The organism is Thauera sp. SWB20 (genome assembly GCF_000831325.1).
Taxonomy (GTDB): domain Bacteria; phylum Pseudomonadota; class Gammaproteobacteria; order Burkholderiales; family Rhodocyclaceae; genus Thauera; species Thauera aminoaromatica.
This window is the reverse complement of the sequence record NZ_JTDM01000017.1, coordinates 276063-289787: the sequence shown is the minus strand read 5'-3', so window position 1 is coordinate 289787 and position 13725 is coordinate 276063. Positions and strand designations below refer to the sequence as shown.

General features: G+C 67.6%; 13 protein-coding genes and 2 tRNA genes. All 15 read left to right on the top strand.

Going from position 1 to position 13725, the window contains the following annotated elements:
• The first annotated feature begins 10 nt into the window (after positions 1–10).
• The 15 genes from PO78_RS10195 to PO78_RS10125 all read left to right on the top strand — a co-directional run bounded on the left by PO78_RS10195 (position 11) and on the right by PO78_RS10125 (position 13725).
• Positions 11–1456 carry a Do family serine endopeptidase gene (locus tag PO78_RS10195; RefSeq protein ID WP_004302711.1) on the top strand — a complete coding sequence of 482 codons (1446 nt, stop codon included), beginning with the start codon at positions 11–13 and terminating at the stop codon, positions 1454–1456.
• A gap of 11 nt (positions 1457–1467) precedes the next feature.
• Entirely contained in the window at positions 1468–1728 is a 261-nt protein-coding gene (locus PO78_RS10190) for a glutaredoxin family protein (protein ID WP_012585479.1), read from the top strand.
• A gap of 78 nt (positions 1729–1806) precedes the next feature.
• Positions 1807–3603: a translation elongation factor 4 gene (gene lepA, locus PO78_RS10185; protein ID WP_004302707.1), complete on the top strand. Its 1797-nt coding sequence runs from the start codon at positions 1807–1809 to the stop codon at positions 3601–3603.
• Positions 3604–3643: 40 nt separating this feature from the next.
• Positions 3644–4432 (top strand): signal peptidase I, encoded by a 789-nt coding sequence (gene lepB / locus PO78_RS10180; protein ID WP_004302705.1) that lies wholly within the window; start codon positions 3644–3646, stop codon positions 4430–4432.
• 13 nt (positions 4433–4445) lie between these two features.
• Entirely contained in the window at positions 4446–4808 is a 363-nt protein-coding gene (locus PO78_RS10175; RefSeq protein ID WP_012585478.1) for a DUF4845 domain-containing protein, read from the top strand.
• Positions 4809–4812: 4 nt separating this feature from the next.
• Complete coding sequence (gene rnc / locus PO78_RS10170) at positions 4813–5484, top strand: ribonuclease III (RefSeq protein WP_004302702.1); 672 nt, start codon at positions 4813–4815, stop codon at positions 5482–5484.
• Complete coding sequence (gene era / locus PO78_RS10165; protein ID WP_004302700.1) at positions 5481–6410, top strand: GTPase Era; 930 nt, start codon at positions 5481–5483, stop codon at positions 6408–6410. The genes rnc and era overlap by 4 nt, the downstream gene beginning before the upstream one ends.
• Positions 6411–6425: 15 nt before the next feature.
• Entirely contained in the window at positions 6426–7184 is a 759-nt protein-coding gene (recO, locus tag PO78_RS10160; protein WP_004302698.1) for a DNA repair protein RecO, read from the top strand.
• Positions 7184–7936 carry a pyridoxine 5'-phosphate synthase gene (locus tag PO78_RS10155; RefSeq protein WP_004302695.1) on the top strand — a complete coding sequence of 251 codons (753 nt, stop codon included), beginning with the start codon at positions 7184–7186 and terminating at the stop codon, positions 7934–7936. Before recO ends, PO78_RS10155 begins: the two co-directional genes overlap by 1 nt.
• Before the next feature lie 197 nt (positions 7937–8133).
• Positions 8134–8511 carry a holo-ACP synthase gene (gene acpS / locus PO78_RS10150; protein WP_004302693.1) on the top strand — a complete coding sequence of 126 codons (378 nt, stop codon included), beginning with the start codon at positions 8134–8136 and terminating at the stop codon, positions 8509–8511.
• A gap of 19 nt (positions 8512–8530) precedes the next feature.
• Positions 8531–9676, top strand: coding sequence for a beta-N-acetylhexosaminidase (nagZ, locus tag PO78_RS10145; protein ID WP_043743463.1), 1146 nt, complete (start codon positions 8531–8533; stop codon positions 9674–9676).
• 79 nt (positions 9677–9755) lie between these two features.
• Positions 9756–11573 carry an excinuclease ABC subunit UvrC gene (gene uvrC / locus PO78_RS10140; protein WP_004302690.1) on the top strand — a complete coding sequence of 606 codons (1818 nt, stop codon included), beginning with the start codon at positions 9756–9758 and terminating at the stop codon, positions 11571–11573.
• A 138-nt stretch (positions 11574–11711) separates the two neighbouring features.
• A tRNA-Val gene (locus PO78_RS10135) sits at positions 11712–11786 on the top strand.
• A gap of 69 nt (positions 11787–11855) precedes the next feature.
• Positions 11856–11930: transfer RNA gene (locus PO78_RS10130), tRNA-Val, on the top strand.
• 403 nt (positions 11931–12333) lie between these two features.
• The gene (locus PO78_RS10125; RefSeq protein WP_004302688.1) at positions 12334–13725 is read left to right on the top strand and encodes a hypothetical protein; all 1392 of its coding nucleotides are present in this window, start codon (positions 12334–12336) and stop codon (positions 13723–13725) included.

Genomic DNA, 13725 nt, shown 5'->3' with positions numbered 1-13725 from the left:
CGAAGTCCGCATGCAAACGGGCGCCGCGAGGGCGCTCGCCTTGGTACTCTGTCTCCTGCTGATGCTCTGCGCGCCGAAGGGCTTCGCGGCCGGCACGGCAGAGCGGGCGATGCTCCCCGATTTCACCCGCCTCGTGGCGACACAGGGCGCCGCCGTGGTCAATATCAGCGCCACCCAGGTGGCTGCGCAGCCGCAGAAGCAACCCTTCCGTCTTCCGGAACTCGACGAGTCGGATCCGATGTTCGAGTTCTTCCGCAAGTTCATCCCGCGCATGCCCGAGTACCCGGGGGCGGAGCCCGACGACAAGTCGCTCGGCTCGGGCTTCATCATCAGCGCCGACGGTTTCATCCTCACCAACGCGCATGTGGTGGAGGCCGCAGAGAGCATCGTGGTCCGCCTCGCCGACAAGCGCGAGTTCGACGCCACGGTGATCGGCGCCGATGCGCGCAGCGACGTCGCGCTGATCCGCATCGAGGCCAAGGACCTGCCTCATGTCGTGCTCGGCGACCCCGAGGCGCTCGCGGTGGGCGAGTGGGTGCTGGCGATCGGTTCGCCCTTCGGCTTCGAGCAGTCGGTCACCGCCGGCATCGTCAGCGCCAAGGGGCGCAGCCTGCCCGACGAGAACTTCGTGCCCTTCATCCAGACCGACGTCGCGATCAATCCGGGAAATTCGGGCGGGCCGCTGTTCAACCTGCGTGGCGAGGTGATCGGCATCAATTCGCAGATCTACAGTCGTACGGGCGGGTTCATGGGTCTGTCCTTCGCGATCCCGATCGATGTCGCGATGGACGTGCAGCAGCAACTGCGCGAGAAGGGCAGGGTGGAGCGCGGGCGCATCGGGGTGTCGATCCAGGAGATCACCCGCGACCTCGCCGACAGTTTCGGGCTGCCGCGCCCTGCGGGTGCGCTGGTGAGCAGTGTGGAGGCCGGTGGTCCGGCGGCGCTCGGCGGCGTCGTCCAGGGCGACGTGATCGTGCGCTTCAACCAGCGCAACGTCGAGAATTCGGCCGACCTTCCGCGCATCGTCGCGGCGGCGCGCCCGGGCAGCAAGGTCGAGGTCGAGATCTATCGCGACGGGGCGCCGCGTTCCCTGAGCTTGACGCTGGGCGAATGGCGCGACCCGGAGGAAGAGGTCGAGCCCGTGGCGGTCGGTCTGGCCACGGGCGCGACCAACCGCCTCGGCCTCGAACTCGTCGCGCCCACGGCGCAGCAGCGGCGCGAGCGCGGGCTTGCGCACGGCCTGTTGGTGCAGCGTGCCGAAAAGTCCGCCGCGCGGGCCCAGATCGTTCCCGGCGACCTCGTGCTGGCGATCGTCGTCGAAGGGCGCCAGGTCAGGCTCGATCGCATCGAGGATTTCGAACGCGTGGTCGCCGCGCTCAAGCCCGGGCAGCAGGTCACCCTGCTGGTCGGGCGCGGCGAGAGCGCGTCCTATGTCAGCCTGCGCGCCGACAAGTGAGCCCGGTCGCGATGGAACGGCGTTTTACCGTGATGAGCCGGGAATGGTGCCACCTGTGCCATGTGCTCGTGGACGCCCTGCGCCCGCTCGCCGAAGCGGCCGGCTGGGGCATCGAGGTGATCGACGTCGACCAGCATCCCGAGCTCGAGGCGCGCTGGGGTGAATGGGTGCCCGTGCTGCTGCACGGGGAGCACGAACTTTGCCACTATCACCTCGACGAGGCCGCGGTACGCGCTTATCTGGGCGGTTTTCCGCTAGAATCGCGGGCCTGACGCGCTGGACCGAACCCGCCCGGCGACTAACCGAATCCTTTCCGAAACGGGTGCTGAAAGGCACCTTTTTCGTTTCAAATGAAGCACATCCGAAACTTCTCCATCATTGCCCACATCGACCACGGCAAATCGACCCTGGCCGACCGACTCATCCACTTCTGCGGCGGCCTGTCCGAGCGCGAGATGGAGGAGCAGGTGCTCGACTCGATGGATATCGAGCGGGAGCGCGGCATCACGATCAAGGCGCAGACCGCGGCCCTGCACTACAAGGCCAAGGACGGGCAGGTCTACAACCTCAACCTCATCGATACGCCGGGACACGTCGACTTCTCCTACGAGGTCAGCCGCTCGCTTGCCGCCTGCGAGGGCGCGCTGCTGGTGGTCGATGCCTCGCAGGGCGTCGAGGCGCAGACCGTGGCCAACTGCTACACCGCGCTCGACCTCGACGTCGAGGTGGTGCCGGTGCTCAACAAGATCGACCTGCCCGCGGCCGACCCCGAGAACGCGCGCGGCGAGATCGAGGACGTCATCGGGGTCGATGCCTCCGAGGCCATCCTGTGCTCGGCCAAGACCGGCCTGGGCGTGGAGGAGGTGCTCGAGGCCATCGTCGCCCGGGTGCCGCCGCCCCAGGGCGAGCCCGACGGGCCGCTGAAGGCGCTGATCATCGACTCCTGGTTCGACAACTACGTCGGCGTGGTCATGCTGGTGCGCGTCGTCGACGGCGAACTCAAGCCCAAGGACCGCATCCTGCTGATGTCGAACGGCTTGCAGTATCCCTGCGACCAGGTGGGCGTGTTCACGCCGCGCTCGGTGGGCCGGGATGCGCTGCGCGCGGGCGAGGTGGGCTTCGTCATCGCCGGCATCAAGGAGATCGAGGCGGCCAAGGTGGGCGACACGATCACGCTCGCCAACAAGCCGGCGAGTGCGCCGCTGCCCGGCTTCAAGGAGATCAAGCCGCAGGTCTTCGCCGGCCTGTATCCTGTGGAATCTTCCGAATACGACCAACTGCGCGACTCGCTCGAAAAGTTGCGCTTGAACGACTCCTCGCTGCAGTTCGAGCCCGAGGTCTCGCAGGCGCTCGGCTTCGGCTTCCGCTGCGGCTTCCTCGGCCTGCTGCACATGGACATCGTGCAGGAGCGCCTCGAGCGCGAGTTCGACATGGACCTCATCACCACCGCGCCGACGGTGGTCTACGAGGTGGTACTGAACGACAACTCGATCATCCGCATCGAGAATCCGGCCAAGCTGCCGGAGCCCGGCAAGTACCAGGAGATCCGCGAACCGATCATCACCGCGACCATTTTCCTGCCGCAGGACTACGTCGGACCGGTGATCACGCTGTGCAACCAGAAGCGCGGCAACCAGATCGACATGCGCTACCACGGCCGCCAGGTGCAGCTGATCTACGAGATGCCCATGAACGAAGTCGTGATGGACTTCTTCGACAGGCTCAAGTCGGTGTCGCGCGGCTACGCCTCGCTCGACTACGATTTCAAGGAGTACCGCACGGCCGACCTCGTCAAGCTCGACCTCATGGTGGGCGGCGAGAAGGTGGACGCGCTGTCCGTCATCGTGCACCGCGCCAGCGCGCAGTATCGCGGCCGCGAGCTCGCCGCCAAGCTGCGCGGCCTGATCCCGCGGCAGATGTTCGACGTGCCGGTGCAGGCGGCGATCGGTGCGCACATCATCGCGCGCGAGACCATCAAGGCCCTGCGCAAGAACGTGCTCGCCAAGTGCTACGGCGGCGACATCACGCGCAAGAAGAAGCTGCTCGAGAAGCAGAAGGAAGGCAAGAAGCGCATGAAGCAGGTCGGCAACGTCGAGATCCCGCAGGAAGCCTTCCTCGCCGTGCTGCGCACCGACGAAGGCAAGTGATCGACGCCGGCCCTGGGGGCCGGCCTAAGACGGAAACCGCATGAACTTTGCCCTGATCCTGTTCCTGTTGCTGATCGCCTCCGGCGCGCTGTGGTCCGTCGACCGCTTTCACGCGCGCAAGCTGCGTCCCGCGGGCACGCCCGACCCGTGGTGGGTGGAGTACGGCGCGAGCTTCTTCCCGGTGATCCTGATCGTGTTCGGCCTGCGCTCCTTCGTCGTCGAGCCTTTCAAGATCCCTTCCGGTTCGATGATCCCGACCTTGCTGGTGGGCGACTTCATCCTGGTCAACAAGTGGACCTACGGGATCCGCCTGCCGGTGATCAACCGCAAGATCGTCGCCGTGAACGATCCGCAGCGCGGCGACGTCATGGTCTTCCGCTATCCGGCCGATCCGTCGATGGACTACATCAAGCGCGTGGTCGGCCTGCCCGGCGACCGCGTCGAATACATCGACAAGCGCCTCACCATCAACGGCGAGGCGGTGCCGATCCGTGAGGACGGCAGCTACCTGCATCCGGATCGGCTGTACTACTCGCCGAAATACGTCGAGAGGCTCGGCGAGGTCGAGCACTCTGTGCTGATCGAGCGCGACGCGCCGGCCTACGTGCCGCAGGTGCTCAACTTCCCCGGGCGCGAGCATTGCACCTACGTGCATGCGGGCGTGCGCTGCACGGTGCCGGCCGGGCACTACTTCGTGCTCGGCGACAATCGCGACGCCAGCAGCGACAGCCGCGTGTGGGGCTTCGTGCCGGACCAGAACATCGTCGGGCGTGCCTTCTTCATCTGGTTCAACTTCGGCGACATGAAGCGGATCGGCGGCTTCGACTGAAATGGGGGTGGAGATGAAGATGCGTTCCCAACGCGGGCTCACGCTTCTGGGCGTGCTGGTGACCGGCGTGATCGCGGCCTTCGTGCTCGTCGTCGGGTTCCGCAGCGTTCCGGTGATCAACGAGTATCTCGCCATCAAGCGCATCCTCGGAATCGTCGCCGACGAGTCCGACAAGGGGGCGAGCCTGATCGAGGTGCGGCGCAGCTTCGATCGGCGCCGGCAGATCGACGACGTGAGCAGCGTCGGTGGCGCGGATCTGACGATCGACAAGTCGGGTGTCCGCACCGTCATCGACGTCGAGTACACCCGCAAGATTCCCCTGCTCGCCAACGTCAGCCTGTCGATCGACCTGCATCCGAGCAGCGAGCCGCGCTGAGCCGATGATGCCGGATCGACTTCAGGCGCGCCTGGGCCACGCGTTCTCCGATGTCCGCCTGCTGCAGGAGGCGCTGACCCATCGCAGCTTCGGGCAGCCCAACAACGAGCGTTTCGAGTTCCTCGGCGACGCCGTCCTCGACTGCGTGGTGTCGATCGCGCTGTTTGGCCGCTTCGGCGAGCTGCGCGAGGGAGAGCTGTCGCGGGTGCGCGCCTCGCTGGTGCGCCAGGACACGCTGCACCGCCTCGCGCTCGAGCTCGAGCTCGGCGACTGCCTGCGCCTGGGCGAGGGCGAGCTCAAGTCCGGCGGCAGCCGGCGCCCGTCCATCCTCGCCGATGCGCTCGAAGCGCTGTTCGCCGCGGTCTATCTGGACGCCGGCTTCGAAGCGGCGAAGGGGGTCATCGACCGCCTCTACGCACCGCTGATCGCCGAAGTCGATCCGTGCAAGCCGAGCAAGGACCCCAAGACCGCGCTGCAGGAATGGCTGCAGGCGCGCCGCATTCCGGTGCCGAGCTACACCATGGTCGAGATCGTCGGCGAAGCCCACGCGCAGGAGTTCGAGGTCGCCTGCGAAATCCCCAAACTCGCGGTACGCACGCTGGGCCGCGGCCCGAGCCGGCGCATCGCCGAACAACAGTCGGCCGAGCTCGCGCTCGCCGCGGTGAGAAAGAAATGAGCGACGCGTCCCAGACTCCCCTCAGCGACCAGCCCACCGGCGAGGACGGCTTTCGCGCCGGCTTCGTCGCCATCGTCGGTCGCCCCAACGTCGGCAAGTCGACGCTGCTCAACCGTCTGATCGGGCAGAAGATCAGCATCGTCTCCAGCAAGGCGCAGACCACCCGACACCGCGTCACCGGCATTCTCACCGAGCCGGGCGCGCAGTTCGTGTTCGTGGACACCCCCGGCTTCCAGACCCATCACCGCAACGCGCTCAACCGTTCGATGAACCGCACCGTGTCGCAGGTGCTGGCCGACGTCGATCTGGTGTTCTTCGTCATCGAAGCCGGGCGCTTCACCGAGGACGACCGCAAGGTGCTGGCGGTGATCCCCGAGTCCTCGAAGGTGATCCTGGTCATCAACAAGGTCGACCAGTTGAAGGACAAGACCCGCCTGCTGCCCTTCATCGCCCAGGTGCGCGAGGCGCGCGACTTCACCGAGATCGTGCCGCTGTCGGCCGAGAAGGGACGCAACGTCGACGAGCTGGTCAAGGCCGCCACGCCCCTGCTGCCGGTCGGTACGCCGATGTTCGAGGAAGACGAGATCACCGACCGCAGCGAGCGCTTCCTCGCCTCCGAATTCCTGCGCGAGAAGCTCTTCCGCCTGCTCGGCGACGAACTGCCCTACGGGATCGCGGTCGAGATCGAGAAATTCGAGGTCGAGGGCAACCTGCGCCGCATCTACGCCGCGGTGATCGTCGACAAGCCCGGCCACAAGTCCATGGTCATCGGCCGCGGTGGCGAGAAGCTCAAGCGCATCTCCAGCGAGGCCCGCGTCGAACTCGAGAAGCTCTTCGACGGCAAGGTCTTCCTCGAGGTCTGGGTCAAGGTCAAGAGCGGCTGGGCCGACGACGAGCGCGCGCTGAAGAGCCTCGGCTACGAGTGATCCGGACCCCGGGTCATGGCGGCAGCCAAGCAGCGCATCGAGCAGCAGCCGGCCTGGGTGCTGCATACCTACCCGTGGCGCGAGACCAGCCTGATCGTCGAGATCTTCGCGCGCGAGCATGGCCGCGTCGCCCTGGTCGCAAAGGGTGCGCGCCGCCCGCACTCGCAGTTGCGCGGCGTGCTGCTCGCCTTCCAGCCGCTGTGGATGGATTGGTCTGGCGGTGGCGAGGTCAAGACCCTGGTGCGTGCCGAATGGCAGGGCGGGCAGCCGCTGCTGATCGGGCGCGCGCTGATCTGCGGCTACTACCTCAACGAGCTGCTGGTGCGCCTGACCGCACGTGAAGATCCCCACCCGCGCCTCTTCGACGCCTACGCCGAGGCGGTGCGTGCGCTCGGCCGCGGCGAGGCGGAGTCGCCCATCCTGCGTCGCTTCGAGCTCGCCCTGCTGCAGGAGCTCGGCTACGAGGCCGGGCTCGCGAACGAGGGCGACAGCGGCGAGCCGGTGCGGCCCGAGGGGCGCTACCTTTATATAATCGAGCGCGGTCCGGTGAGGCTGGAGGCGCTGGAGGAAGAGGGTGCTGCCCTCGACCCTGCCGCGCTCGGCGAGCAGCCGCTGCTCTCCGGTCAGACCCTGCTCGACATGGCGGCCGGCGACTTCTCGCGTGCGGAGACGCTGGGCCAGTCCAAGCAGCTGCTGCGCATGCTGATCAACCACACCCTGGGCGGCCAGCCGCTGCAGTCGCGCCGGGTGCTCAAGGAATTGCAGGAGCTCTGATGATCGAACTCGGCGTCAACATCGACCACGTCGCCACGCTGCGCCAGGCCCGCCGCACCTGGGAACCCGATCCGGTGTGGGCCGCCGTGGAAGCCCACCTCGGTGGTGCCGACGGCATCACCATCCACCTGCGCGAGGACCGCCGCCACATCGGCGACGAGGACGTGCGCCGGCTCGCCGAGCTCACCCAGGTCAAGCTCAACCTCGAGATGGCGGCCACCGACGAGATGGTCGCCATCGCCTGCCGCACGAAGCCGCAGATGGCGATGCTGGTGCCCGAGGGCCGCCACGAGATCACCACCGAGGGTGGGCTCGACGTGATCGCGCAGGAGACGCGCCTGAAGGACGTGATCGCCCGCCTCGCCGACGCCGGAATCGTCACCAGCGTGTTCATCGACGCCGAGCCCGAGCAGATCGAGGCCGCCGCGCGCATCGGCGCGCGCGTGTGCGAGATCCACACCGGCCCCTACGCCCACGCCTTCCACGCCGCCGGACGCGACGCCGAGGCGCCGGCGGTGCTCGCCGAGCTCGACAAGATCCGCACGGCGGGTGAAGTGGTGCGCAGCCTGGGCATGCGCTTCAACGCCGGCCACGCGCTCAACTACTACAACGTCGAGCCGATCGCCCGCCTGCACGGCATCCGCGAGCTGCACATCGGGCATTCGATCGTCAGCCGTGCGGTGTTCGTGGGCCTGCGCGCGGCGGTCGCCGAGATGAAGCGGCTGATGCGCGAAGCGGCGCAGGGCGCCTGAGGAAGCGCGATGCGCGTGCCGCGCCCCTGCCCCCTTGCACCCGCCGACAGCGCAGCGCGCCGGCGTCCCCCTGCAGGAGCGGCGCAAGCCGCGAATGCTGCACCCAATCCGGGCGGTGGAGTGGATCCGGGCGCCGCATTCGCGGCTTGCGCCGCTCCGACAGGGGCGCGCGCGAGCCTGTGTGCGAGCGTGCAAGCATGATCCACGGCATCGGCACCGATCTCGTGCAACTGCGTCGGATGCGCGAGGCGCTCGAGCGCCACGGCGAGCGTTTCGCCCTGCGCATCCTGGCCGCGAGCGAGGTCGAGGCCTGGCGCGCCCATCGCGACCCGGCGCGCTTCCTCGCCAAGCGCTTCGCCGCCAAGGAAGCCTTCGGCAAGGCGCTCGGCACCGGCGTCGCGGTGCCGGCCACGCTGCACGCGGTTGCGGTCGGCCACGACGCGCGCGGCAAGCCCGAATACCGCTATGACGAGCGCCTCGCCGCGCACATGCGGGACAACGCGCTGCGCGCCCACCTCAGCATCAGCGACGAGGACGAGCACATCGTCGCGTTCGCCCTGATCGAAAGCGTGTGAGCCCCGGAGCCTCCAGAACATGAATCCACCCATCCGCCGCCCACGCGGCCCCGTCATGATCGATGTCGCCGGCACCGCGCTCACCGACGAGGAGCGCGAACGCCTGCGCGACCCTCTGGTCGGCGGGGTGATCCTGTTCGCGCGCAACTACACCGGCTCCGAGCAGCTGCGCGCGCTCACCGCCGAGATCCGCGGGCTGCGCGACCCGGCGCTGATCATCGCGGTCGACCACGAAGGCGGCAGGGTGCAGCGCTTCCGCACCGACGGCTTCACCCGCCTGCCGTCGATGCGCAGCCTCGGCGCCTTGTGGGCGCAGGACCATCTGGTGGCGCTCGACGCGGCGCGCGCCACCGGCGTCGTGCTCGCCGCCGAGCTGCGCGCGCACGGGGTCGACCTGAGCTTCACCCCGGTGCTGGATCTCGACTACGGCTGCTGCCGCGCGATCGGCAACCGCGCCTTCCATCGCGATCCGCAGGTGGTCGCGGCGCTCGCGCAGGCGCTGTGCGCCGGCATGGCGGAGGCGGGCATGGGCTGCGTGGGCAAGCACTTCCCCGGCCACGGCTTCGTCGAGGCCGACTCGCACCACGACGTGCCGGTGGACGAGCGCGACTTCGACACGGTTTGGAACGAGGACATCGCCCCCTACCGCCATCGTCTCGGCCGCCAGCTCGCCGGCGTCATGCCCGCCCACGTCGTCTACCCCAACGCCGACCCCAGCCCCGAACCGCAGCCCGCAGGCTTCTCGCCGTTCTGGCTGAAGGAGGTGCTGCGCGACCGCCTCGGCTTCCAGGGGGTGATCTTCAGCGACGATCTCAACATGGAAGGCGCCCGCGTCGCCGGCGACATCGTCGGCCGTGCGAAAGCAGCCTACGCGGCCGGCTGCGACATGCTGCTGGTGTGCAATCGACCTGACCTCGCGGCCGAGCTGCTGGATCGCTGGGCGCCGGACCTGGACGCCGGCAACCTGGCCCGACTCGCCGCGATCTTGCCGGACACGGCCAGGCCAGCCTGGCTTGCCGACCCCTTCGCACTCGAACTGCACGCCCCCTACCTCCGGGCCCGCGAGCACCTCGCGTCCATTCCCGAGGACAAGAGCGCCGCGCCAACCATGACCGCCGCCACCATCGGTGAGCAACCTACCGAAGTCCTGCGCAAGGAAGGATAATTCCGCCCGGCGGTAGCGAACTCCCCTGTAGGAGCGACGCAAGTCGCGATCAGCGGCGTTGCTCAAACATCCTGCTCCCATGACCGACCCGACGCCCGCCCCCGCCTTCGACCCCAAGCCCTTCCTGCGTACCCTGACCGAGGAGCCGGGCGTCTATCGCATGATCGGCGCCGACGACAAGGTGCTCTACGTCGGCAAGGCGAAGAACCTCAAGCGTCGCGTCTCCAGCTACTTCCAGAAGACCGTCTCCAGCCCGCGCATCGCGATGATGGTGGCGCAGGTGCTGCGCGTGGACATCACCGCCACGCGCTCCGAGGCCGAGGCGCTGATCCTCGAGAACAACCTCATCAAGAGCCTCGCGCCGCGCTACAACATCCTCTTCCGCGACGACAAGACCTACCCCTACATCGAGCTCTCCGCCGACGAGTTCCCGCGCCTGGCCTACCACCGCGGCGCCTTCACCAAGGGCGCGCGCTACTTCGGCCCCTTCCCGAACGCCTGGGCGGTGCGCGAGAGCATCCATCTGCTGCAGAAGACCTTCCAGCTGCGCACCTGCGAGAACACCGTCTTCGCCAACCGCTCGCGCCCCTGCCTGCTGCACCAGATCAAGCGCTGCACCGCGCCCTGCGTCAGTCTTGTCGAGCCCGCCGCCTACGCTGCGGACGTGAAGCTCGCCACGCGCTTCCTCGACGGCCAGGCGAGCGAGGTGATCGACGACCTCACGAATCGCATGCAGGCCGCCGCCGAGCGCCTCGCCTTCGAGGAGGCCGCGGCCTGTCGCGATCAGGTGCGCGTGCTGCAGGCGGTGCTGCACAAGCAGTTCGTCGACAGCCGCAAGGATGAAGATGTGGACGTGCTCGCCGCGATCGAGGCCGACGGACTCACCTGCGTGAACATCGCCATGGTGCGCGGCGGCCGCCATCTCGGCGATCGCCCGCAGTTCCCGAGCGGTGCGGCGGTGTCGGGTGCGGTGGACAGCCTGCTCGCCTTCGTCGAGCAGCACTACAGTCAGCACCCGATCCCGGCGCGCATCCTGGTCAACCTGCCGCCGGAGGCGGTCAAGGAGACGCTCGCCGAGATCACCGAGCGTCCGCCCGGCGTGGTGTCGCCGCGCTTCGAGGCGGAAAAGGCGTGGATGGAGATGGCAGAGAAGAACGCCCACCTCGCCATCCAGGCGCGCGCGCGCGACACCGGCCGCATCGAACAGCGTCTCGAGGCCCTGCGCGAGGCGCTCGGCATGGACGAGGCGCCGCAGCGCATCGAATGCTTCGACATCAGCCACACCATGGGCGAGGCCACGGTGGCGTCCTGCGTGGTGTGCGAGGCGGGCGCCATGAAGCGCGCCGAATACCGCCGCTACAACATCGCCGGCATCACCGGCGGCGACGACTTCGCCGCCATGCGCCAGGCGCTCGAGCGCCGCTATGGCAAGGTCGCGGCCGGGGAGGGGGTGTGCCCCGACCTGATCCTGATCGACGGCGGCAAGGGGCAGGTGAGCGCGGCGCGGGCGATCCTCGCCGAGGTCGGCCTGGAGGCGGTGGCGATGGTGGGCGTGGCCAAGGGCGAGGGGCGCAAGGCGGGTCTGGAGACGCTGATCTTCCCTGACGGGCGCGAGGGTCTGGCGCTCGGCGGCGAGTCGGCGGCGCTGCACCTGATCGTCGAGATCCGCGACGAGGCTCACCGCTTCGCCATCACCGGGCACCGCGCCAAGCGCGCCAAGGCGCGGGTGGGCTCGAAGCTGGAGGACGTCCCCGGCGTCGGCCCTTCGCGCCGTCGCAACCTGCTCGCCGCCTTCGGCGGGCTTGACGGGGTGCGCGAGGCGACGGTGGAGGACCTGTGCCGGGTGGAGGGCGTCAGCCGCAAGCTCGCGGAGCAGATCCACGCTGCGCTGCGCTGAGCGGTCGCGCGTGTCCCGGCTCCGGCTGCCCGCGCGGCGCCGCATCGCCAGGGGGCGTGCGTGCGAGCAACGCCGCGCGAGCGATGCCGCGCTTGACGCCCGGCGACTCGCCTTCTAAAATGCGGCCTCTTTTCGGGAGGGCGGTTAGCTCAGCGGTAGAGCACTGCCTTCACACGGCAGGGGTCACTGGTTCGATCCCAGTACCGCCCACCAGGTAAATCAACGACTTGGTGCCCTCCTGCAAAGAAGGTACGGAAATCGTACGGAACAGGTTCCAGAGACGGGCGATTAACTCAGCGGTAGAGTGCCACCTTCACACGGTGGAAGTCACTGGTTCGATCCCAGTATCGCCCACCAGACAGCAGAAAAAAGCCGGCCCGCGAGCCGGCTTTTTTCTTGTCGACGGAACCATCTGCAACTCGGCCCTCCACCAGCTCTCATCCGGATGCGAGGTGTCCATCTCCGCGCGCTCCTCATGCCTCAGGAAGTGCGAATGGGTCGGCGCGACCGACCATCCGACCCTCCAGTCGAACCACATGCGACGACACTTCGCCAGCAACCACAGGTTCGGTGCGGTGAAGGAACCCAAGCGTGCCCCTTGGCGGCAGCGGGCGAGTCTTTCTTGTAGTGTCTAGAATGTTACAGGCCCGTATGCGGGCGGACACAAGCCGGGACACGTCGTTGGTCGATCGACGACGACGTATTCACGCGTAGGCCGCCGTAACCACCAACCGAACCTGGGAAGAGGAGGGATGCAGCCATGGCACTGGAGCGAGTTGCAGTACGGCCGATCGAGCACGAGTCGCCTGGCGCCCGACATCTGGCAGATATCGCGCATTCCTTCACCTCGGACGCCCAACACTTCTACGATCACTCCATGTCGAGAGACCCCAAAGCGGAGGGGTACAAGCCTGCCAAGCGCGAAGAAATCCCGGGACCGAATCGCAGGCTGGTCGAGCGGGCCGCCAAGTTCAGCCTGGATCTCGGCGACTACTGGGCGAGCGCACGTGAGACGGCGTCCGACGCCTACGAATTCGGAGCCTCCACGCTCGAACGTTTCGGGGCAGGCTTGGAAGCGGACTTCAAGTCGATTGATCGAGGTCTGGAAGAGCGATTGGCCGAGTGGGAAGAGGCTACCAGTCCGGCGGCCGAATATGATCCCGATCGGATCGGCGCGGCAGCCGATGCCCTTCGAGAGAGTATTCGCGCGGCCCGCGCAACGCTCGATTCGCGCCTCGAGGGAATGCGCCTGCAAGATCGCGCCGAAATCGCCTGCCTGTCACTGCTCGGCAGCGCGCTGACCGGCCTGTCTGAGCAGATTGCCGAGCGTCTGCATGCCATCGCCGCAGGCGGCATCGTCGAGCCGATCACGATGAGCACGCAGACCAAGCAGTTGATCGAGCGCGCCGGCATGGATGAGGCGGGTGATCTGATTGAACAGGCGCGGGCGAACATGGAGACGGAGCTCGCGAAAAGGCGCGACAACAAGGCCCGCAGCGAGCAGCTGATCCATGATCGGACGACAGAGCTCGACGGCCTCCGCATCGAATTGCAAGGTCCGGACCTGACGGCCGCTCAGCGCGACGAGGCGACACGGAAAGTGTCCAAGCTGGAACGGGACATCAGCCGTCTCAAGAGCGTGTCGGACCGACTGGACAGCGTCATCGCCCTGACAGAGAACGGACTTGCAGCCGCCTCGGACCGTAGCGCCGCATATGAACAGAGCTTCCAGACCGCCGCAAGCGCGTTGGCCAACGGGCAGGATCTCGCAGAGTTCTGGCGCTCGTCGAAGTCACGGCTGTTCAGCGAGGTCGACGCCCTGCTCGGGAAGAGCGTCCGCAAGGTACTCGATGCCGCGTTCGATTCTGATTTGGCGAGCAAACTGGACGACTTCACGAAACAGTTGGTGAAGTCCAAGCTGGATCCGCAGAAACTGCAGAACCTCGCATCGACGCTGCTGCAAACCCTCGACGCGTATGCGCTGCGAACCCGCTCGATCCTGAATGGAGAAGACAGCCGTGCGGCGGCGGGCGACCCGCTGGCGATTGAACAGATCGCGGATGGCGCCTGTGCACCCATCGCGGCGCTGCGCGCCGCAATCGCAAAGGAATTGACCTTTCTGTTCCAGAACGGCGCGTTCGAATCGAGGTGA